This is a genomic window from Novosphingobium cyanobacteriorum (genome assembly GCF_029436685.1).
GTDB classification, from domain to species: Bacteria; Pseudomonadota; Alphaproteobacteria; order Sphingomonadales; family Sphingomonadaceae; genus Novosphingobium; species Novosphingobium cyanobacteriorum.
Genome location: NZ_JAROCY010000004.1, coordinates 114,739 through 134,775, shown reverse-complemented (window position 1 = coordinate 134,775; position 20,037 = coordinate 114,739). Strand labels below are relative to the sequence as shown.

Genomic DNA, 20,037 nt, shown 5'->3' with positions numbered 1-20,037 from the left:
GGAGCGCCCCCATGGCCGACATCCGCCCGTTCTGCATGCCCAAGTGGGGCATCGAAATGACCGAGGGCACCATCGCCGAATGGATGGTCAAGGAAGGCGAGGCCTTCAAGAAGGGCCAGGTCCTTTGCCTGATCGAAACCGACAAGATCACCAACGAGGTTGAAGCCGAATACGACGCCGTGCTGAAGCGGCTGCTGGTGCCGGCAAGCCCGGACCCTCAGCCGGTGGGCGCATTGCTGGCGGTGTTCACCGATCCGGCGGCGACCGACGCCGAGGTTGAGGCGTTCGTTGCAGGCTTCAAGCCGGCAGAAGTGGCCGTGGCCGCCAAGGGCGGATCGGATTCCGCCCCCGCCCCCGCTGCCGCTCCAGCTGCTGCTGCTGCCACCGCGCCTGCGGCGGCCCCGGCTGCGCCCAGGAAGATCGTGACCAACCGCGCGATCAGCCCCGAAGCGCTGAAGCTGGCCGAGGCCGAGGGCGTGGACATCGAACCCATCGCCGGGTCCGGCCGCAATGGGCGCATCACCTATCAGGACGTGGTCCAGGCCATGCGGCCGGAGCGCGCCGAGTCCTACAAGGGCACGGCCCCCCTGCCCGAGGAAATCCGCGCGATCTTCGCCTCCCCGCTCGCCCGCCGACTGGCGGCGCAGCACGGCGTCGACCTTTCGGGCCTCACCGGCACCGGACCGCGCGGACGCATCAGCAAGGCAGACGTGCTGGCGCTGGTGAAGCCTGCCCCCCCCGCCGCTGCGGCGGGCGCGGTCTCGTTTGGCGCGCCGTTCGAACTGGTGGACAACCAGGCGTCGGTCCAGCCCTTCGACAAGATCCGCAAGGTCGTGGCGCGGCGGCTGACCGAGGCCAAGCAGACCATCCCGCACTTCTACCTGCGCATCTCCGCGTCGGTGGACGAGCTGATGGCGCTGCGCAAGACGGCAAACCTCGTGCTGGGCACCAAGGCTTCCATCAACGACTACATCGTCAAGGCGGTTGCGGTCGCGCTGGTGCGGCACCCAGACGTGAACGTGCAGGTGCATGGCGATGCCGTGCACAGCTTCCCCCACGCCGACGTGGCGATCGCGGTGGCCAGCCCCAAGGGCCTCGTCACCCCGATCGTGCGGCAGGCGGACCGCATGCACATCGCCCAGATCGCGGCCACCACCCGCGCGCTGATCGACAAGGCGCAGGCGGGCAAGCTGTCCTACGAAGACATGGACGGGGGCACCTTCTCGGTCTCCAACCTCGGCATGTTCGGGATCGAGCAGTTCGACGCGATCATCAACCCGCCGCAGGGCGCGATCCTTGCGGTCGGCGGGGTGAACCGCGTGGCGGTGGAAGCGGGCAATGGCGACATCGCCTTCGAAAGCCGCATCCAGTTCACCATGTCGATCGACCATCGCGCCATCGACGGCGCGGCGGGCGCGCAGTTCCTGCAGACGCTGAAGGGCCTGCTCGAAGCGCCGGAAGGGCTGTTCGCATGACCGTGCGCAAGATCACCGACCTGGGGCCGGTGGGCCAGCTGGCCTACCTGCCGCAGGATTTCGATGCGGCGGTGAAGTACTGGACCGAAACCATGGGCGTCGGGCCGTTCTACCTGATGGAGAACGTCGCGCTGGGCGAGGCGAAGTACAAGGGCGTGCCCACCGGCGCGGTCTTCTCCATCGCCATCGCCTATTGGGGTGACGTGCAGATCGAACTGGTGCGCCCGGAAAACCAGGAACCGTCGATCTACACCGGCGAATATGCGGTGACCGACCAGCTGCACCACATCTGCATCTTCGTCGATTCCATCGCCGAAGCCCGCGCAGCCTGTGCCGAAGCGGGGGCCGAGATCCTTGTCGAGGGCAAGGTCGGCGCCGATGGCGAGGTGATCTATGTCGACCCCGGTTCCGGACCGGGGCACGTGATCGAGCTGCTGCAGAACATGACCGGCGCCGACGGCATCTTCCAGATGATCAAGGACGCCGGCAAGGACTGGGACGGCAAGGACCCCCTTCGCAAGCTGGGTTGAGCGCGGTTGAGGCGGGGTTGAAACCGACTGAGCGCGACTGAGACGGGGTTGAGGCGGACTGAACCGCCCTTCCGGAGAGGATATTTGATGGTCGAAACCGCAACCCCGCCCGTGCCCGCGCACGTCCCCGCAGACCGCGTGGTGGACTTCGACCTGTTCTTCGCGCCGGGCATGGACGAAGACTATTTCGCCGCGTGGAAGCGCCTGCAGGGCGGCCCCGCGCTGGTGTGGACCACTGCCAACCACGGCCACTGGATCCCCACCTCGGGCGCCCTGGTGCGCGAGCTGTGGGCCGACAATGTCCGCCTTTCCAACAAGGTGCTGGCGGTAACGCCGGGGCTTGGCGAAGCGATGGATTTCATCCCGCTGCAGCAGGACGGCAAGGACCACCACGATACCCGCGCCGCGATCATGCGCGGCCTCGCCTCGCGCTATGTCATGGCGCTGGAGCCCAAGGTGGTCGAGGTCGCGCGCGAACTGATCGCCGGCATCGCGCCAAAGGGGCGGTGCGAGTTCATGGGCGAATTCGCGGAAGTGCTGCCGCTGCACATCTTCCTGACGCTGATCGGCGTGCCGGTGGAAGACCGCGCGCGGCTGCGCCCGCTGGGCGCGCAGCTGACCCGGCCCGACGGGTCGATGACGGTGGAGCAGCTGCGCGACGCCGCCGACGATTACCTTGCCCCCTATATCGCCGAGCGCATGGCCAATCCGGGCGACGACCTGTTCAGCCGCATCCTGTCCGAAAAGGTGGGTGACCGCCCGTGGACCGTGGATGAAGCGAAGCGCATGTGCCGCAACCTGCTGTTCGGCGGGCTGGACACGGTGGTGGCGATGGTCGGCATGTGCGCCCTGCACCTCGCCCGCCATCCGCAGGACCACCAGCTGCTGCGCGAACGGCCCGAGCTGGCCCCGCAGGCGGCGGACGAGCTGATGCGCCGCTATCCCACCGTGGGCGTCAGCCGCAACGCGGTGTGCGACATCGAGGTGGACGGCGTGACCATCCGCGAGGGCGACATCGTCTACCTGCCCAGCGTGCTCCACAACCTCGATCCGCTGTGCTTCGATGATCCGGAAAAGGTCGACTTCGCGCGCGGACTCAACCCGGTGCGCAACACCACGCTGGGCGCGGGCGCGCACCGCTGCGTGGGCGCAGGGCTGGCGCGGATGGAAGTGATCGCCTTCCTGCGCGAATGGACCAACGCGATGCCGCCTGCACGCATCGATCCCGCAGGCAAGGTGACGATGCGCGGCGGCAACGTGGGCGCGTGCACCAACCTGCCGCTTGTGTGGGACTGCTGAACCGCGCAGACCGGCGCGGATGATCGAGCTGCCCACCCACCCGCTGGCGCACTATGCGGGAGACCTGCTGGCCTGGACCTGCGCCAGCGCCGCCGCGTGGTGGCAGCACCGCCGCTGGCCCGCGCAGGCGCAGTCGCTCGCACGCCGCACCGAGCCGGGGTATTTCATGGCACTGGCGCTGGGCGCACTGGCGGGCGCGTGGATCGTCGGCACGCTGGCCTTGGCCCCGCGCGGCTTCGTGCCCTCGCACTCGATCGCCGGGGCGCTGGCCGGGGCGATCACCGGGGTGGAGCTGTGGAAGTGGCGGCATGGCGTGACCGGATCGACCGGCGGGGCCTTCGTGCTGCCGATCTGCACCGGCATCGCGGTGGGGCGGCTGGGATGCCTGTTCTCGGGCCTGCCGGACATGACCTTTGGCACGCCCACCGCGCTGCCCTGGAGCGTGGACCTGGGCGACGGGGTGCCACGCCATCCGGTGCAGCTTTACGAAGGCCTCGCCATGGCCCTCTTCGCAATGGCCTATCTCCGCGCGCGCAACCGCCATGCGCATTGGGCGCAGGCGCACGCTTTCCATGCGATGGTGATCGTCTATGCTGCGCAGCGTTTCGTGTGGGAGTTCCTGAAGCCCTATCCGCCATTGGTGGGGCCGTTCAACCTCTTCCACCTGCTGTGCGGGGGACTGATCGCCTATGGCATTATCTGGTGGCGACGTGACCACGCGCGTGAAAGCGCGGCCTGATCCGTTCGAGCGCAAGGCTGCGCCCTATGTGTTCCATGGGCAGGGCACCGGCCTGTGCGAGACCTGCCTTGAACCCGTGCCCGCCAAGACGATCATCGAGGGCGACAAGGTCTACACGCTGAAGCGCTGCCGCCGCCACGGCGTGATGAAGACGCTGATCGCCGACGATCTCGATTACTGGCGGCAGCAGAAGCTGTGGCTGAAGCCGGGGGACCGCCCGCAGACCGCGCAGACGCGGACCGAGGCGGGCTGCCCCTTTGATTGCGGGCTGTGCCCCGATCACGAACAGCATTCGTGCCTGGCCATCGTGGAAGTAACCAGCGCCTGCAACCTGGCCTGCCCGGTATGCTTTGCCGATGCGGCAGACATCCACGGCGCGCACCGCCCGCTGGCCGAGATCGAGCGGATGCTCGATGCCCTGGTGGAAAGCGAGGGCGAGCCCGACCTGGTCCAGCTTTCGGGCGGAGAGCCGACGCTGCACCCGGACTTCTTCGCGATCCTCGATGCGGTGAAGGCGCGGCCGATCCGGCACGTGATGATCAACACCAACGGGGTGAGGATCGCGCAGGACGCGGATTTCGTGGCGCGGCTGAAGGCCTATGGGCCGGGGCTGGAAGTCTACCTGCAGTTCGATTCGCTGCACGACGATGCGCTGGTGAACCTGCGCGGGGCGCGGCTTTCCCGCATCCGGCAGCAGGCGCTGGAGGCGCTGGAGGCGGCGGGGCTTTCCACCACGCTGGTGGTGGTGGTGAAGCGCGGGGTGAACGATGGCGAAGTGGCGGAGATCGTCCGCCACGCGCTGGAATGGACCTGCGTGCGCGGGGTGACGTTCCAGCCGGTGCAGGACGCGGGCCGCAACGAAGGCTTCGACCCTGCGCTGAACCGCGTGGTGCTGACCGAAATCCGCCGGCAGGTGGCACGATCGGGGGTGTTCGGCGCGCAGGACATGATTCCCCTGCCCTGCAACCCGGAGCAGATCTGCATCGGCTATGGCCTGCGGCAGGGGCGCGAGGTGACGCCGATCACCCGCCTGCTGCCGCGCGAACTGGTGCTGCAGGGGCCCAACACGATAAGCTATGAAGCGCACCCGGTGCTGCGCGAAAAGATCCTCGACCTGCTTTCGCTCGCCACCGCACAGGCCAATACCGAGGACAAGCTGGCCGCGCTGCTGTGCTGCCTGCCGCAGGCGATGGTCCCGCAGGAATTGAGCTATGCCAACAGCTTCCGCGTGGTGATCCTGCAGTTCCTTGATCGCTACAACTTCGATCTGGGCACGGTGAAGCGCAGCTGCGTGCATTTCGTGACGCCCGAAGGGATGATCTATCCCTTCGACACCTACAACACCTTCTACCGCGCGGGAGCCGAGGGCGCGGGCGTGGTGGCGAGGCATCGCGCACTTGCGGCCGAGGAGGCGGGGGCATGAAGAAGCTGATGGGGGGCATCCTGCTGGCGGCGGGCCTGCTGATCGCAGGGCTGAGCGGACTGTGTTCGCTGGTGCTCCTTGTGTCGACCCTGTTCAGCGTGGAAGACCCGGCGGGGATATTCTGGATGGCCGGAATGGTCGCCGTGGTCGGCGGCATTCCCTTCGCCATCGGCTTCGGCCTGTTCAAGTTCGGGCAGAGCCTGATCCGCAGCGCCAAGGTCGAAGTGGACATTGACTCGCTGCGCTAGTGACCCGAATCTGAAGTCCGCCTCATTTTGATGATAGGTCGGAGCGGACTTCAGATTCAAAAGGGTCACTAGCAACTATTGGATTCCAGTGGGGTTTATGGATTTGAAATTCGCTCCCGCGCTAGCTGCAAAAGAAGGCGAATTTCAAATCCACCCCACTAGGGTGCCGCACGGGTGCAGGCAATGACCGTGCCTTCTCCCAACCCGCTCTATGCCGCGATGCCGGCAACGATCTTCGAACACATGTCGGCACTGTGCCGCGCCACCGGGGCGATCAACCTGGGGCAGGGTTTTCCCGACGATCCCCCGCACCCGGCGCTCACCACCGCCGTGGCGCGGGCGATGACGGAGCGCTCGCAGCAGTATCCCCCCTCCCCCGGCGTGCCTGAACTGCGCGATGCCGTGGCCGCGTTCTATGGCCGTACGCAGGGGCTGGCGCTGACGCGGGACCACGTGATCATCACCTCGGGCGCGACCGAGGCGATCGCGGCGGCGATCCTCGCGCTGACCAGTCCGGGTGATGAGGTGCTGCTGTTCCAGCCGGCCTATGACGCCTATGCCCCGCTGGTGCGGCGCGCGGGCGCGGTGCCGGTGTTTGTTGACCTGCACCCGCCGCATTGGCGCTATGACCGCGCCGCCGTCGAGGCCGCGATCAGCCCCCGCACCCGCGCGATGATCGTCAACGATCCGCTCAATCCCGCCGGCACCGTCGCCTCTGCGCAGGAATTGGCGATGCTGGCCGATGTCTGCACCACGCACGGCCTTTTCGCCATCTGCGACGAGGTGTGGGAAACGGTGCGCTTCGATGGGCGGCGCCACGCCTCGTTGCTCGCCCAGCCGGGCATGGATGCGCGCACGGTGAAGATCGGGTCGGCGGGCAAGATCTTCGGCGCCACGGGGTGGAAGATCGGCTGGATGGTCGCCGCGCCCCAACTCGCACAAGTGACCACGCGCGCGCACCAGTTCCTGACCTTCACCACGCCGCCGATGCTGCAATGGGCAGTGGCGGAGGCGCTGGCCGACGATGCCGTCACCGGCGAACTCCATGCCCGCTGGGCACAATCGCGCGGCGTGCTGAACGAAGGACTGGTCCAAGCAGGCTTTGCCGTGCTGCCCGGCGTGGCGACTTGGTTCACTTGCGTGGACCTCAACGCATCGGGCATCGCACTGGACGATCGCACCTTCAGCGACCGCATGGTGGCCGAAGCGGGTGTCGCCTCGATCCCCGTCTCCGCGCTCTGGGAAGGACCGGGCCCGCGCCACGTGGTCCGCCTGTGCCACTGCAAACCGCCTGCGCTGCTGGAGCGGGCCTTGGCGGCGATGGCGGATTGGAAAGTGAGGCTGCGCTAGATTTGGTTCGCGCAGAGAGCGCAGAGGACGCAGAGAGAAGAGATTAGGAGTTTCGCGCGAAGACGCGAAGGGCATGGCGCTTGCGGCGAAGCCGCTCTTATATTTGTATGTCGGCTATAATCACGGCCTGCGGCGCAGCACGGAAATCTTTGCGTCTTCGCGTCTTCGCGCGAACCAATCTTCCTTCTTCTCCACGCTCTCCGCGCTCTCTGCGCGAAACCCGATCAACAATCCGACGTCAGCCCAGCCCGTCGAGCCATTCGCTGATCATCGCCCGCCCCGCCGCGACCGCGCGGGGGCCGTGGGCCTCGTGCGCGGCGCGCAGGGTGTCTGGGGTGTGGCCCACTGCCGCGACATCGCCGGGCGATTGTTCGATCCACGCGTCGAAGCGCGGGTCTTCGCCCATTTCGGCGTGGAACTGCAGCGCGAGCAGGTTGCGCCCGCGGCGGAAGGCCTGGTGTTCGTAAAGGTCGCTGGAAGCGAGCAGTTCCACACCTTCGGGCCGGGTGAAGGTGTCGCCGTGCCAGTGCAGCACCGGCACGCCTTCCACGTGGCGCAGCGGTCCTTCGGTGTCGTGCACCGTCACCGGGTGGAAGCCCACTTCCTTGGCCGGGCCGGGATAGACCTCCGCGCCCAGCGCCGCCGCCACCATCTGCGCCCCGAAGCACACGCCCAGTGTCGGGCGGTCCGCCTCAAGCCGCCGTGCCAGCCGCCGCATCTGGCAGCGGATCCACGGGTGGTCCTCGTGCTCGTAGATTCCCATCGGCCCGCCCATCATGATCAGCAGGTCATGCCGGCACAGATCGAGCGAGGCGAATTCGGGGTCGGTCACGTCGATTCGGTCAACGTGATAGCCCGCGTCCTCGATCGGCTGGCGGTATCCGGCGACACCCTCGTGGGGAACGTGGCGGATGATCAGGGCAGTCTTCATCGGTCGCAATCGTGGCCTGGCCAGCCCTGGATGATCAAGGCCGGACGGTCAAAAGGGCGTGGATCAGGCGAGGTCGCGGTTGTCTTCGGCGGCGTGGCGCGCTTCCAGCGCGGCGGCATCGCCCACGTCCTCGTCGGCAAAGGGATCGATTTCGCTCCACAGCCAGTCAAGAGGCGCATCGGCGTGGGCGTGGTTCAGCGCCTGCGGTGCGATGCGATGATCCGGGCGGGCGGCAGGGCGCAGGTTGCGCGGGGCCTCTGCGGTGGCGACCACTGCGGCCACGGCGACCGGAAGGGTCAGCAGGCCGGCATAGCGGGTCAGGGTATCGGTCTTCATCGCATGTCTCCTTCACGGGACACGAACTGGCGCAGACGCCTCATCCGTGCGCTTTAGCGGTTGGTGACGCGGAGCAAGCTGCAAGCCCTCAAATGCCGCGGCGCAACGGGTGATTCCCGCCATGCCCCGTATGTCTACCAATTCACTTGATAAAACGGAAGAGGAGAAAAATTGATCCCCTTGCAAGCATCGCTTCACCGTCATGAACGCACGAAAAGGCCCGTCGGGTGCAGCAATGCACCCGACGGGCCCGCTTTCCTCCCCAGGAAAGTCCGGTTGGGTCAGCGCCCCATGGCGCTGCCGAGACGGTGATAAAGGTGCGAGAACTTCACCGACTCCGGCTGGTCCTCGATGGCCTTCAGATAGTGGAGCACGGCTTCGCGGATCAGCTTGAAGTCCTCGGTCGAGAGGACCGCACGGGCACGGGCAGGTTCCATTGTCAGTCTCCTTGGATCTTCGTGGCGGGATGCCGCGAAACTGCTTGGGTCAAAGTGGGGACCGGCGGCGATCTGCCGGCCCCCGGGGAAATCAGGCGGCGAACTGGTTCATCGTGTTGTGCGCGCCACCGGCCTTGAGCGCGGCTTCACCGGCGAAGTATTCCTTGTGGTCGTCGCCAATGTCGGAACCGGCCATGTTCTGGTGCTTCACGCAGGCGATGCCCTGGCGGATTTCCTCGCGCTGCACCTGCTTGACGTAGCCGAGCATGCCTTCTTCGCCGAAGTAGCGCTTGGCGAGGTTGTCGGTGCTGAGCGCGGCGGTGTGATAGGTCGGCAGCGTGATCAGGTGGTGGAAGATGCCGGCCTGCGCCGCCGCATCGCGCTGGAAGGTGCGGATGCGCTCGTCGGCTTCGATGCCCAGCTCGGTGCCGTCGTAGTCCACGCTCATCAGCTTGGCGCGGTCATAGGCGGACACGTCCTTGCCGGCTTCGACCATCGCGTCATAGACCTGCTGGCGGAAGTTCAGCGTCCAGTTGAAGCTGGGGCTGTTGTTGTAGACCAGCTTGGCGTTGGGGATCACTTCGCGGATGCGGCTGACCATGCCACCGATCTGGCCGATGTGCGGCTTTTCGGTTTCGATCCACAGCAGGTCCGCGCCGTTCTGCAGCGAAGTGATGCAATCGAGCACGCAGCGGTCCTCGCCGGTTCCCGGGCGGAACTGGAAGAGATTGCTCGGCAGGCGCTTGGGGCGCATCAGCTTGCCGTCACGGCTGATCAGCACGTCGCCGTGGCCGAGGCTGGCGGCGTCCACTTCCTCGCAATCGAGGAAGCTGTTGTACTGGTCGCCGATGTCGCCCGCTTCGCGGACATAGGCGATCTGCTTGGTCAGGCCCGCGCCCAGCGAGTCCGTGCGGGCGACGATCACGCCGTCATCCACGCCCAGCTCCATGAAGGCATAGCGAACCGCGCGGATCTTCGCGAGGAAGTCGTCGTGCGGCACAGTGACCTTGCCATCCTGGTGGCCGCACTGCTTTTCGTCCGATACCTGGTTTTCGATCTGGATGCAGCAGGCGCCCGCCTCGATGAACTTCTTGGCCAGCAGGTAGGTCGCCTCGGCATTGCCGAAGCCGGCGTCGATATCCGCGATGATCGGCACGACGTGGGTCTGGAATTCGTCGATCTTGTGGAGCAGACGGTGGGTGTTGACTGCGTCACCCGCCTTCTTGGCGGCATCCAGATCGCGGAATAGGCCGCCCAGCTCGCGGGCGTCAGCCTGGCGCAGGAAGGTGTAGAGCTCTTCGATCAGCGCGGGAACGCTGGTCTTTTCGTGCATCGACTGATCGGGCAGCGGGCCGAATTCGCTGCGCAGCGCGGCGACCATCCAGCCGGACAGGTAGAGGTAACGCCCCTTGGTGCTGCCGAAGTGCTTCTTGATGGAGATCATCTTCTGCTGGCCGATGAAGCCGTGCCAGCAGCCGAGCGACTGCGTGTAGTTCGCCGGGTCCGCATCATAGGCGGCCATGTCGGCTCGCATGATCGCGGCGGTGTACTTCGCAATGTCCAGCCCGGTGCGGAAACGGTTCTGCAGGCGCATGCGCGCCACGCTCTCGGCCTCGATGCCGTCCCAGGTCTGGCTGTTCGGGGAAATGGCCTGGCGGGCCTCGGCAATCTTGCTCTGGTAGGTCATTACTCGGTTTCCCTCACGCAGGTGTTCGGTGTGCGTGGCATCCCGGTAACGCAGCGCATCGAGAGTCGGACACCCCTCGCGAAGTCTTGTTGTCAAACTTTACAGGATTTGCTTGTAAAGTTGTGTTGACTGCACAGGATCCTTGTCATGGCCCGCGAACCCGTCTCCCGCCCGCTCTATCTCGGCCCGCGGCTGAAGCGCCTGCGCCGCGAACTGGGGCTGACGCAGCAGGCCATGGCCGAGGAGCTCGCCATATCGCCCAGCTACATCGCACTGCTTGAACGCAACCAGCGCCCGTTGACGGCGGACCTGCTGCTGCGCCTCGCCCGCACCTACCGGCTCGACATGGCCGACCTCGCGGCGGAGGAGCGCGACGACTATGCCCGGCGCCTGAGCGAAGTGCTGCGCGATCCGATCTTTGCCGAGATCGACCTGCCCGCGCTGGAAGTGGCCGATGTCGCCACCAGCTATCCGGGGATTACCGAGGCGATGCTGCGGCTCCATACCGCCTATATGCGCGAACAGCAGGCGCTGGCCGGGCTGCGCGCGGGCGCCGGGACAGACGCTGCGAGCGACCCGGTGGGCGAGGCCCGGCGCTTCGTCGCCGCCCGGCGCAACTACTTCCCGACGCTGGACAGCAAGGCCGAGGCGCTGTCGGAGGAGATCGACAAGGCCGGCGGCAGCGCGGAATGGCTGCGCAGGCAGGGCGTGCGCCTGCGCCTGCTGCCCGCCGACGTGATGATGGGCGCGCTGCGCCGCTATGACCGCCACGCCGAGCAATTGCTGCTGGAAGAGACGCTGCCCCTGCAGGCCCGCACCTGGCAGATCGCGCTGCACATTGCCTACACCGCGCTGCGGCCCGATATCGCCGCGCTGGTGCGCGGGGAAAGCTTCGCCAGCGAAACCGCCGCGCAATTGGTCCGCCGCGCGCTCGCCGCCTATGCCGCCGCCGCGCTGATCATGCCCTACGACCGCTTCGCCCGCGCGGTGGAGGCCCATGCCTATGACATGGACGCGCTCGCCGGCCGCTTCGGCGCCAGCTTCGAACAGGTCGCCCACCGGCTCACCACGCTCAACCGCCCCGGTCAGGAACGCGTGCCGTTCTTCTTCATCCGTGTCGATGCCGCGGGCAACGTCTCCAAGCGGCTCGACGGCGCGGGCTTCCCCTTCGCCGCGCATGGCGGAGGCTGTCCGCTATGGACCCTGCACGACGTGTTCCGCCGCCCCGGCGAAGTGCTCACGCAGTGGCTGGAACTGCCCGACGGCCAGCGCTTCTTCTCCATCGCGCGCAGCGTCACTTCGGGCGGCGGCAGCTGGGGTCGCCCTGCCGCCGTCCGCGCCATAGCCCTCGCCTGCGCCGCCGAACACGCCCCCCGCCTCGTCTACGCGCAGGGCCCGCAGCCCGAGCCCACCCCCATCGGCGTCACCTGCCGCCTGTGCAACCGCGCGGCCTGCACCGCCCGGGCCGAGCCGCCGCTGGGGCGGGAGATCCTGCCGGACGATTACCGGCGCACTGCCGAGCCGTTCACGTTCGCGGAGAGCTAAGCCACCTATCCTCCCCATTTTTCCGAAGGACAGATGGGGAGGGGGACCGCCCACCAAGTGGGTGGTGGAGGGGTATAGGCCCCTCTGTCAGCCTGACGGCTGCCACCTCCCCATTTGTGCTGCGCAAAAATGGGGAGGAACGTGGACTCTACCACAACCACATCCGAAGCACACCAGCCACAACGCCCAGCGTCACCACGCTCGCCGCCCAGATCCCCGCCATCCACGCCAGCCGCCGCCAGAGCGGCGCGCCCTGCGCGCCATCCGGATCGAGCCGGGGATCAATGATAGCCATGGTCACCCACCTTGCCGCGAAACACCCAGTAGGCCCAGCCGGTGTAGGCGAGGATCAGCGGCATAACCAGGGCCACGCCCACCAGCATGAACACCTGTGACCGTTCCGGCGCGGCGGCCTGCCAGATGGTGATCGATTGCGGCACCACATAGGGCCACATCGAAACGCCCAGCCCCACCGCGCCCAGCCCGAACAGCGCCAGCGCATAGAGGAACGGCGGCCATTCCTCGCGCCGGCCCAGCGCGCGCCACAGCAGCACCGCGATCGCCACCGTCGCCACCGGCACCGGGGCCAGCGCCACCAGCATCGGCATCTGGAACCACCGCGCAAAGTATTGCCCGGCAAGGAAGGGCGTGGCGAGGCTGACCGCCGCCATCGCGCCGAGCGTTGCCAGCGCGGCGATGCGGGCATGGCGGATCGTGCGGTCCAATGCGCTGCCTTCCACCTTGATGGCCAGCCAGCACGCGCCGAGCAGGGCATAGCCGCAGACCACGCCCACCCCGGTCAGCAGCGAATAGGGTGACAGCCAATCGAGCCAGCCCCCGGCATAGGCGCGCCCTTCCACGCGGATGCCCTGCAGCAGCGCGCCCAGGATGATCCCCTGCGCCAGCGCCGCCACCAGCGATCCCGCAAAGAACGCCATGTCCCACAAGGCGCGGTGGCGCGGATCGCGCCAGCGGAATTCGAACGCCACGCCGCGGAACACCAGCCCCAGCAGCATCGCGATCACCAGCGGATAGGTGGCGGGCAGCACCACCGCATAGGCCAGCGGGAAGGCGGCGAACAGCCCGCCCCCGCCCAGCACCAGCCAGGTCTCGTTGCCGTCCCACACCGGGGCAATGGCGTTCATCGCCTGGTCGCGCTCCTCCCCCGGCCGGAACGCCGGAAACAGGATGCCGATGCCAAGGTCGAAGCCGTCCATCACCACGTACATCAGCACCGCAAAGGCGATGATGAAGGCCCACACGGTGGCGAGATCGAGGTTCACGCTCATGCCGCGGCTCCTTCCACATGCTGCGGCGCCGGGGTGATCCCGGCAGTGCGGATCGGCGCCCTTTCCGGCCCGGACTCATGGGGATGCGGTGGCGATGCCATCAGCTTCAGCAGATACCAGATGCCCACGCCGAACACCGCGGAATAGACCAGCACGAACGCCACCAGCGATGTCGCCACCGCCGGCGCGGCGATCGGGCTGCGGCTTTCCGCCGTGGTGAGCAGGCCATAGACCGTATAAGGCTGGCGCCCCACCTCGGTCGTCACCCAGCCGGCGATCACCGCGATGAAGCCCGATGGCCCCATCGCCACGGCCAGCCGGTGCAGCCACGGCGCATCGTAGAGCCTGCCGCGCCACCGCGCCCACAGGCTCCACAGCCCCAGCCCCGCCATCAGGAAGCCGAGCCCGACCATGATGCGGAACGACCAGAACAGCACCGCCACCGGCGGGCGCTTGTCCGGCGCCACCCTGTCCAGCCCGGCCAGCGGCGCATCGGGATCGTGCTTCAGGATCAGGCTTGAGGCCTTGGGAATGGCGATGGCGTAGTCCAGCTTCTGCGCCTTGTCGTCCGGCACGCCGAACAGGTAGAGCGGCGCGCCATCGGCGTGCGACTGGTAATGCCCCTCCATCGCCATGACCTTGGCCGGCTGGTGCTCCAGCGTGTTCAGCCCGTGCGCATCGCCCGCCACGATCTGGATCGGCGCGACCACCGCCGCCATCCACATCGCCATCGAGAACATCTTGCGGGCATGGGCATTGGTCGATCCGCGCAGCAGGTGCCACGCCGCCACCGCGCCCACCGCCAGCGCCGTCGTCAGGTACGCCGCGATCACCGTGTGGACCAGCCGATAGGGAAAGCTGGGATTGAAGATGATCGCCAGCCAGCTCGGCCCCGGCAGCAGGCGGCCATCGGGCGCGATCTCGTACCCGGTCGGCGTCTGCATCCACGAATTGACCGACAGGATCCAGAACGCGGAAATGAACGTGCCCACCGCCACCATCAGCGTCGCGGCGAAGTGCAGCCCCTTGCCAACGCGCCCCATGCCGAACAGCATCACGCCGAGGAACCCGGCTTCGAGGAAGAAGGCGGTCAGCACTTCATAGGCCATCAGCGGCCCGATCACGCCGCCCGCCTTGTCGGAGAACACCGACCAGTTGGTGCCGAACTGGTACGACATGACCAGACCCGAAACGACGCCCATCGCGAAGGCGACCGAGAAGATCTTCAGCCAGTACCGGAACAGGTCGAGGTAGAGCGCCTTGCCCGTCTTCAGCCACAGCGCCTCAAGCACCGCCAGATAGCTGGCGAGGCCGATGGAAAAGGCCGGAAAGATGAAATGAAAGCTCACCGTGAAGGCAAACTGGAGTCGCGCCAGCAAAAGCGCGGCCGAATGCGGATCAATGCCGTTCGCCACGTTTGGTACTCCCCTGCGCATCGCCGTTTTTCAGCGACTTGGGTGGCGCGCTACGCCTGTATTAGAAACCGGTAAAGTGACTTTTTCGCGCCGCAGTTGCAGAACATGCACGGGGCGGGGCGGGGTGAAAGGCGATATGCAGGAAGATCGTGCACTTGCCGTTGAAAAACCCATCTCGATAGGTTATTTGATTCCATGGTCACCGGCACCGCGCTCATGGCATGCGCTTCATCATCTTCGTCGATGACCATGCGCCAGCCCATGTCCACGTGTTTGGCGACGGGCATGCGAAGATCAATCTGCGCGGAGCCGACGGCAAGACGGAGGTCGTGACCATAGAGGGCATGAAGCGAGGCGATGTGCGGCGCGCCATGCAGGTAATTGTGGATGAGCAGCAGGCGCTTCTGGCGCGTTGGAGAGAAATTCATGGCTGAGGCTGTCACAATCGAGCCGAGCGAAGCGCAACTGGCTGCCGCCGAGGAGCGCGGCCGGATCGCGGCGCAGATCGAACCGAGAGCGGCCAGCGCGCGCTATGATCGTCGCCGGGGCCGGATGGTGGTGGCGCTTACCAACGGCTGCACGTTCACGTTCCCGCCACACCTGGCGCAAGGACTCGAGAATGCGAGCGATGACGAGCTTGCCGCCTTCGAGGTGCTTGGCAATGGTTATGGCCTGCATTGGGAGGCGCTCGACGTCGATCTTTCGATCCCCGGCCTGCTTGCCGGCCTTTTCGGCACAAGCGCCTACATGGCGCGGCGCGCAGGACAGGCACGCTCGGCCGCAAAGGCCGCCGCAGCACGGGCCAATGGCGCAAAGGGGGGCAGACCCCGCAAGTCTGGCTAGGTTGGCGACGGGCACCCGCCCTTGCGCCCCCTTCCCCCCATCGCTATCGGCCCCGTTCCAGTTTCCTTGTTGAAAGCGCCGCCGTGGCCACCATCATTCCGCTTGCCGATGTCGATCCGGCGCTTGTCGAAGACCTGCTCGATACCGCGTTCGAGCCCGAACGGCGGCAGCGCACGGCGTACAAGGTGCGCGAAGGGATGGACTGGCTGCCCGCGCTGTCGTTTGCCGCGGTGGACGAGAACGAGATGTTGGCCGGCTCCATCCAGTGCTGGCCGGTGGCGCTCACCGACGCGCAGGGCCGTGCGCATCCGATGATCATGGTCGGCCCGGTGGCGGTGATGCCGGATGACCAGGGCAAGGGCTATGGCAAGGCGCTGATGACCGCGGCGCTCACCGCCATCGATCCGCGCGCGCCGCTGCCGCAGGTGATGATCGGCGATCCGGAATACTACGAACGCTTCTTCGGCTTTTCCAACGCGCACACCGCCGGGTGGAAGCTGCCCGGCCCGTTCGAGCAGCGTCGGCTGCTCTGCCGCACCGCCAATCCGGCCGTCCTGCCCCAAGAGGGCATGCTGGGGCCTTGGCGGCGCTGAACCGATCTGGCAGGGCAGTCGCCGTGCCATACGTCCCGCCTCCTGAACTTGCCGCGCTGTCGCTGGCCGAACTGGCTGCCGAAGCGGCGGCGCGCCGCCTGCCGCCGCTGGACCAGTGGACGCCCGAACGGACCGGCGATTCCGAGATGCGCATCGCCGCCGATGGCACGTGGTTCCACCAGGGCGGGCGGATCACCCGACCGGCCATGGTCCGCGCCTTTTCAGGCCTGCTGACGCGCGATGGAGCGGGGCAGCACTGGCTGGTCACTCCGTTCGAGCGGCTGGCCATTGCGGTGGACGATGCCGCCTTCATCGCCACCGACATGGAAGTCAGGCAGGATGAACAGGGGCGGCCGGTGATCGCCTTCCGGCTCAACACCGACGAGATCGTGCTGCTCGGCCCCGACAACCCCCTGCGCGTGGCGGGCAGCGCGGACCTGCCGGCGTTCTACCTCGCCGTGCGCCATGGCGTGGAGGCGCGGCTCAACCGCAGCACCTATGGCCAGCTGATCGACCATGCGCTCACCGTCTCACCGGTGGAGGCGCTGGCGGTGGAGAGCATGGGGCGGCGCTTTGCGCTGGCGCCTGCGGCATGAGCCTGATCGAGCGGCTGACCACGCTGTTTCACCAGGGCCACGCGGAGCCGCGCGAGCCGCTCTACGAGGACTGGCGCTTCACCCCCGGCAAGCCGCTGCGCCCGGCGGCGGTGCTGATCGCGGTGACCGACCGGCCCGACCATCCCGATGGCCCCGGCGTCCTGCTGATCCACCGTCCGTCCAACATGCGGTCGCACCCCGGGCAGGCGGCCTTCCCCGGCGGCAAGATCGACGCGGGCGAGACGCCGGTGGAGGCGGCGCTGCGCGAGGCGAACGAGGAACTGGGCATCCCCCCAGAGCTGGTCCACGTGGTGGGGGAGAGCGACCGATATCGCACCGGATCGGGCTATGACATCACCCCCGTGCTCGCCACCGTGCCTGCCGACCTGCCGCTGATGCCCAACCCGCTGGAGGTGGCGGCATGGTTCGAACCGCCGCTGGCCTTCCTCCTCGATCCCGCCAACCACACCCGCGTGCCGGCGAGCGTCAACGGGCACCACGGCCACTACATCGAGATCCTGTGGGAAGGGCATCGGGTGTGGGGGGTGACGGCCGGGATCATCAGCAACCTTGCCCATAGAATGCCTTGGAATGCGTAACCTGCTGCCCCCAGCCCCATGGACCCGCCGCGCCAGCATTTCCGCGCTGGTTCAAGCACTTGATCCTGCCGAAGAGGGCAATTGCCGCTTCGTGGGCGGGGCGGTGCGCGATACCCTGCTGGGATTGCCGGTGAAGGACATCGACATGGCCACCCGGCTTCTGCCGGAAGAGACGATGGCGCGGCTGCAGGCGGCGGGAATAAAGGCCGTGCCGACCGGCCTTGCCCACGGCACCGTCACGGCAGTGCTGGCCGACGGGCCCGTGGAAATCACCACGCTGCGCAAGGATGTGGAGACCGACGGCCGCCACGCGGTGGTCGAGTTCGCGCAGGATTGGCAGGACGACGCCGCGCGGCGCGACTTCACCATAAACGCGCTCTATGCCGATCCGCGCACGCTGCAGGTGCATGACTGGTTCGGCGGGCTGGACGATCTGAAGGCGCGGCGCGTGCGCTTCATCGGCGATGCCGAACAGCGCATCCGCGAGGATTACCTGCGCATCCTGCGCTATTTCCGGTTCCAGGCGCGGTTCGGATCGATCCCGGCGGATGCCGAAGCCGAGGCGGCGGTATCCGCGCTGGCGGCGGGGCTGAAAGGCCTTTCGCGCGAGCGGATCGCGGGCGAACTGCTGAACCTGCTGGGCCTGCCCGACCCCGCGCCGACAATTGCGCGGATGGCCGAACTGGGCGTTCTGGCGCAGGTGTTGCCAGAAGCGGACCCTGCGCCCCTGGCGGCGCTGGTGGCGGCCGAGGTGCGCGAGGGCGTGGCGGGCGATGCGGTGCGGCGCATGGCGGCGATCCTGCCGGCTGACCCTGCGACGGCAGAGCAGGTGGCGGCCCGGCTGCGCCTGTCCACCGCGCAGCGCAAGCGCATGGCGAGCGCGGCGGGGCGCAGCGCAGATGCCAGCACCGACCCGCGCGCCATGGTCTATCGCATCGGGCGCGAGGAGGCGCTGGACCGCCTGCTGCTGACCAATCGGGCCACGGCGGCGCTGCAGGGATGGGAACCGCCGCGCTTTCCGCTGAAAGGCGGCGACGTGGTGGCGCGCGGCGTTTCCGCCGGGCCTGACGTGGCGCGCACGCTGCGCAGGGTGGAAGATGGCTGGATCGCGGCCGGTTTCGACGATGCGGCGATTCCCGCGCTGCTGGATCAGGCGCTTGCCCAGTTGACGGCCTAGACCCTCAGTTCGCGCCATTCGCCCGGCGCAAGGCCGTCCAGCGTCCAGTCACCGATGCGCCAGCGGACGAGGCGCAGGGTGGGGTGGCCGACGGCGGCAGTCATGCGGCGGACCTGGCGATTGCGGCCTTCGCGGATGGCGAGTTCGATCCAGCAATCGGGCACGGTCTTGCGAAAGCGCACCGGCGGATCGCGCGGCCACAGCCCGGCGGGTTCGGCAATGCGGCGCGCATCGGCCGGCAGGGTCATCCCGTCGTTCAGGCGCACGCCCTCGCGCAGCGCGGCGAGTGCGGCTTCGTCGGGCTCGCCTTCAACCTGCACGCAATACGTCTTCGCCAGCTTGAAGCGCGGATCGGCGATGCGCGCCTGCAGGCGGCCATCATCGGTAAGCAGGAGCAGGCCTTCGCTGTCGCGATCCAGCCGCCCGGCGGGATAGACGCCGGGGATGGCGATATGATCCGACAGCGTGGCCCGCGCTTCTGCGCCAGCCGTATCGGTGAACTGGCTGAGGACGCCATAAGGCTTGTTGAACAGGATCAGGCGGGCCATGCATCCGCCCTAATGGCAAACCGCGCGCGCACCAAAGTGTTCTTCGACGGCGGCTGCCGTCCCAACCCCGGCCCGATCGAGACGGCGGTGATGCTGCGCGGGCAGGCGCATATCCGCCGCGACCATGGCAGGGGCACGCATCAGGATGCCGAATGGCTGGCGCTGATCGAGGCGCTGCGGTGGGCGCAGGCGGAAGGGCTGGCCGACTTCGTACTGATCGGCGATGCGCTGGCAGTGGTGCGGGTGGCGAGCGGACTGGCGCGGCCCGCAGCCGAGGTGGCGCATCATCTGGCGGCGTTCCGCGCGCTGGCGGGCGAGCACGTGCCACCGGTAAGGCATGTGCGGCGGGCGCAGAACCTGGCGGGGATTGCACTGAACCGGCTGCATCCGCGGTAGGGGTGCGAAGTCCCCGCTCCCCCCTGAAGGGTAGAGAGCTATATCACCCGCGCCATTCGCGCCGCTCCTCCGCGGCGCGGAGGACTTCGTAGGAGACTTGCAGCTTGCGGAATTCCTTGGCGGCTTCCTCGTCTCCGGGGCGGACATCGGGGTGGACCAGCTTGGCCTTGGTGCGCCAGGCCTTCTTCACCGCTTCGTAATCCGCATCCGGATCGAGGCCCAAGGCTTCAAGGGCGCGCAGTTCGTCACGGCTGCGGGTGCCATCGCCCGATCCGCCCCATTCTGCCCAGGACGACTGGCGGAAGCCCGAGGCTTCGCCGCGTTCTGCCTGTTCGCGGCGTTCGGCCTCTTCCTTGTCCAGCCCTTCGAAGTAGTTCCACCCGGCGTTGTATTCGGCGGCGTGGCGTTCGCAGAAATACCAGCGATCGGGGCTGTTGGGGGATTTGGGCGCGGGGCAATCGCCGCGTTCATCGCACCCGGCGCGGTCGCACAGCCGCACGGGCGCGGCTTCGCGCCCGGCGCCATAGCCGCGCCAGCGGGGAAAGCCCCAATCGGTGGATCGACCTTGCCGTGCCATGCCT

At 67.5% G+C, this 20,037-nt stretch carries 24 protein-coding genes; 15 read left to right on the top strand and 9 right to left on the bottom strand.

What is annotated here, in order from left to right; all coding sequences use genetic code 11:
- Window positions 1–11 precede the first annotated feature (11 nt).
- The 7 genes from POM99_RS05520 (at window position 12) to POM99_RS05490 (ending at window position 7,064) form a co-directional block, all read left to right on the top strand.
- Complete coding sequence (locus tag POM99_RS05520) at window positions 12–1,475, top strand: dihydrolipoamide acetyltransferase family protein (RefSeq protein ID WP_277275861.1); 1,464 nt, start codon at window positions 12–14, stop codon at window positions 1,473–1,475.
- On the top strand, window positions 1,472–2,005 hold the full coding sequence (locus tag POM99_RS05515; RefSeq protein ID WP_277275860.1) for a VOC family protein: 534 nt from the start codon (window positions 1,472–1,474) through the stop codon (window positions 2,003–2,005). Before POM99_RS05520 ends, POM99_RS05515 begins: the two co-directional genes overlap by 4 nt.
- An 87-nt stretch (window positions 2,006–2,092) precedes the next feature.
- Window positions 2,093–3,304 (top strand): cytochrome P450, encoded by a 1,212-nt coding sequence (locus tag POM99_RS05510; RefSeq protein ID WP_277275859.1) that lies wholly within the window; start codon window positions 2,093–2,095, stop codon window positions 3,302–3,304.
- 19 nt (window positions 3,305–3,323) lie between these two features.
- Window positions 3,324–4,043 carry a prolipoprotein diacylglyceryl transferase gene (locus tag POM99_RS05505; protein ID WP_277275858.1) on the top strand — a complete coding sequence of 240 codons (720 nt, stop codon included), beginning with the start codon at window positions 3,324–3,326 and terminating at the stop codon, window positions 4,041–4,043.
- Complete coding sequence (locus POM99_RS05500; protein WP_277275857.1) at window positions 4,015–5,466, top strand: radical SAM protein; 1,452 nt, start codon at window positions 4,015–4,017, stop codon at window positions 5,464–5,466. The genes POM99_RS05505 and POM99_RS05500 overlap by 29 nt, the downstream gene beginning before the upstream one ends.
- The gene (locus POM99_RS05495) at window positions 5,463–5,714 is read left to right on the top strand and encodes a hypothetical protein (RefSeq protein WP_277275856.1); all 252 of its coding nucleotides are present in this window, start codon (window positions 5,463–5,465) and stop codon (window positions 5,712–5,714) included. Before POM99_RS05500 ends, POM99_RS05495 begins: the two co-directional genes overlap by 4 nt.
- Before the next feature lie 183 nt (window positions 5,715–5,897).
- On the top strand, window positions 5,898–7,064 hold the full coding sequence (locus tag POM99_RS05490; protein ID WP_277275855.1) for an aminotransferase: 1,167 nt from the start codon (window positions 5,898–5,900) through the stop codon (window positions 7,062–7,064).
- A 238-nt stretch (window positions 7,065–7,302) separates the two neighbouring features.
- On the opposite strand, the gene POM99_RS05485 is transcribed toward POM99_RS05490, so the two are convergent.
- The 4 genes from POM99_RS05485 to POM99_RS05470 all read right to left on the bottom strand — a co-directional run bounded on the left by POM99_RS05485 (window position 7,303) and on the right by POM99_RS05470 (window position 10,455).
- A complete protein-coding gene (locus POM99_RS05485) occupies window positions 7,303–7,995 on the bottom strand; it encodes a glutamine amidotransferase (protein ID WP_277275854.1) in 693 nt (230 codons plus the stop codon).
- Between the two features lie 63 nt (window positions 7,996–8,058).
- Window positions 8,059–8,331 (bottom strand): hypothetical protein, encoded by a 273-nt coding sequence (locus tag POM99_RS05480; RefSeq protein WP_277275853.1) that lies wholly within the window; start codon window positions 8,329–8,331, stop codon window positions 8,059–8,061.
- Window positions 8,332–8,612: 281 nt separating this feature from the next.
- Window positions 8,613–8,768, bottom strand: a complete 156-nt coding sequence (locus POM99_RS05475; RefSeq protein WP_277275852.1) for a hypothetical protein — start codon at window positions 8,766–8,768, stop codon at window positions 8,613–8,615.
- Window positions 8,769–8,859: 91 nt separating this feature from the next.
- Window positions 8,860–10,455, bottom strand: a complete 1,596-nt coding sequence (locus POM99_RS05470; RefSeq protein ID WP_277275851.1) for an isocitrate lyase — start codon at window positions 10,453–10,455, stop codon at window positions 8,860–8,862.
- A 147-nt stretch (window positions 10,456–10,602) separates the two neighbouring features.
- Here POM99_RS05470 and POM99_RS05465 point away from each other — a divergent pair, with 147 nt between their 5' ends.
- Window positions 10,603–12,000 carry a helix-turn-helix domain-containing protein gene (locus POM99_RS05465; RefSeq protein ID WP_277275850.1) on the top strand — a complete coding sequence of 466 codons (1,398 nt, stop codon included), beginning with the start codon at window positions 10,603–10,605 and terminating at the stop codon, window positions 11,998–12,000.
- 148 nt (window positions 12,001–12,148) lie between these two features.
- On the opposite strand, the gene POM99_RS05460 is transcribed toward POM99_RS05465, so the two are convergent.
- Genes POM99_RS05460 through POM99_RS05450 form a run of 3 tightly spaced genes read right to left on the bottom strand, consistent with a single transcriptional unit; the run spans window position 12,149 to window position 14,704 of the window.
- Window positions 12,149–12,295, bottom strand: a complete 147-nt coding sequence (locus POM99_RS05460) for a DUF2474 domain-containing protein (RefSeq protein ID WP_277275849.1) — start codon at window positions 12,293–12,295, stop codon at window positions 12,149–12,151.
- Entirely contained in the window at window positions 12,282–13,289 is a 1,008-nt protein-coding gene (gene cydB, locus POM99_RS05455; RefSeq protein WP_277275848.1) for a cytochrome d ubiquinol oxidase subunit II, read from the bottom strand. The genes POM99_RS05460 and cydB overlap by 14 nt, the downstream gene beginning before the upstream one ends.
- A complete protein-coding gene (locus tag POM99_RS05450) occupies window positions 13,286–14,704 on the bottom strand; it encodes a cytochrome ubiquinol oxidase subunit I (RefSeq protein WP_277275847.1) in 1,419 nt (472 codons plus the stop codon). The genes cydB and POM99_RS05450 overlap by 4 nt, the downstream gene beginning before the upstream one ends.
- Before the next feature lie 221 nt (window positions 14,705–14,925).
- Between POM99_RS05450 and POM99_RS05445 the strand changes: the two genes are divergently transcribed.
- The 6 genes from POM99_RS05445 (at window position 14,926) to POM99_RS05420 (ending at window position 18,512) form a co-directional block, all read left to right on the top strand.
- Complete coding sequence (locus POM99_RS05445; RefSeq protein WP_277275846.1) at window positions 14,926–15,138, top strand: DUF4160 domain-containing protein; 213 nt, start codon at window positions 14,926–14,928, stop codon at window positions 15,136–15,138.
- Window positions 15,131–15,547: a DUF2442 domain-containing protein gene (locus POM99_RS05440; protein WP_277275845.1), complete on the top strand. Its 417-nt coding sequence runs from the start codon at window positions 15,131–15,133 to the stop codon at window positions 15,545–15,547. The genes POM99_RS05445 and POM99_RS05440 overlap by 8 nt, the downstream gene beginning before the upstream one ends.
- An 83-nt stretch (window positions 15,548–15,630) precedes the next feature.
- Window positions 15,631–16,140 carry a GNAT family N-acetyltransferase gene (locus tag POM99_RS05435; protein WP_277275844.1) on the top strand — a complete coding sequence of 170 codons (510 nt, stop codon included), beginning with the start codon at window positions 15,631–15,633 and terminating at the stop codon, window positions 16,138–16,140.
- A gap of 23 nt (window positions 16,141–16,163) precedes the next feature.
- A complete protein-coding gene (locus tag POM99_RS05430) occupies window positions 16,164–16,736 on the top strand; it encodes a DUF1285 domain-containing protein (protein WP_277275843.1) in 573 nt (190 codons plus the stop codon).
- The gene (locus tag POM99_RS05425) at window positions 16,733–17,335 is read left to right on the top strand and encodes an NUDIX hydrolase (RefSeq protein WP_277275842.1); all 603 of its coding nucleotides are present in this window, start codon (window positions 16,733–16,735) and stop codon (window positions 17,333–17,335) included. Before POM99_RS05430 ends, POM99_RS05425 begins: the two co-directional genes overlap by 4 nt.
- On the top strand, window positions 17,328–18,512 hold the full coding sequence (locus POM99_RS05420) for a CCA tRNA nucleotidyltransferase (RefSeq protein ID WP_277275841.1): 1,185 nt from the start codon (window positions 17,328–17,330) through the stop codon (window positions 18,510–18,512). Before POM99_RS05425 ends, POM99_RS05420 begins: the two co-directional genes overlap by 8 nt.
- Here the strand turns inward: POM99_RS05420 and POM99_RS05415 are convergent.
- The gene (locus POM99_RS05415; RefSeq protein ID WP_277275840.1) at window positions 18,509–19,060 is read right to left on the bottom strand and encodes an rRNA large subunit pseudouridine synthase E; all 552 of its coding nucleotides are present in this window, start codon (window positions 19,058–19,060) and stop codon (window positions 18,509–18,511) included. The two genes, POM99_RS05420 and POM99_RS05415, sit on opposite strands and share 4 nt — an antisense overlap.
- Window positions 19,061–19,072: 12 nt before the next feature.
- Here POM99_RS05415 and POM99_RS05410 point away from each other — a divergent pair, with 12 nt between their 5' ends.
- Window positions 19,073–19,456 (top strand): ribonuclease HI, encoded by a 384-nt coding sequence (locus POM99_RS05410; RefSeq protein WP_277275839.1) that lies wholly within the window; start codon window positions 19,073–19,075, stop codon window positions 19,454–19,456.
- A gap of 43 nt (window positions 19,457–19,499) precedes the next feature.
- Here POM99_RS05410 and POM99_RS05405 read toward each other — a convergent pair whose 3' ends face one another.
- The gene (locus POM99_RS05405; protein WP_277275838.1) at window positions 19,500–20,033 is read right to left on the bottom strand and encodes a J domain-containing protein; all 534 of its coding nucleotides are present in this window, start codon (window positions 20,031–20,033) and stop codon (window positions 19,500–19,502) included.
- Window positions 20,034–20,037 lie beyond the last annotated feature (4 nt).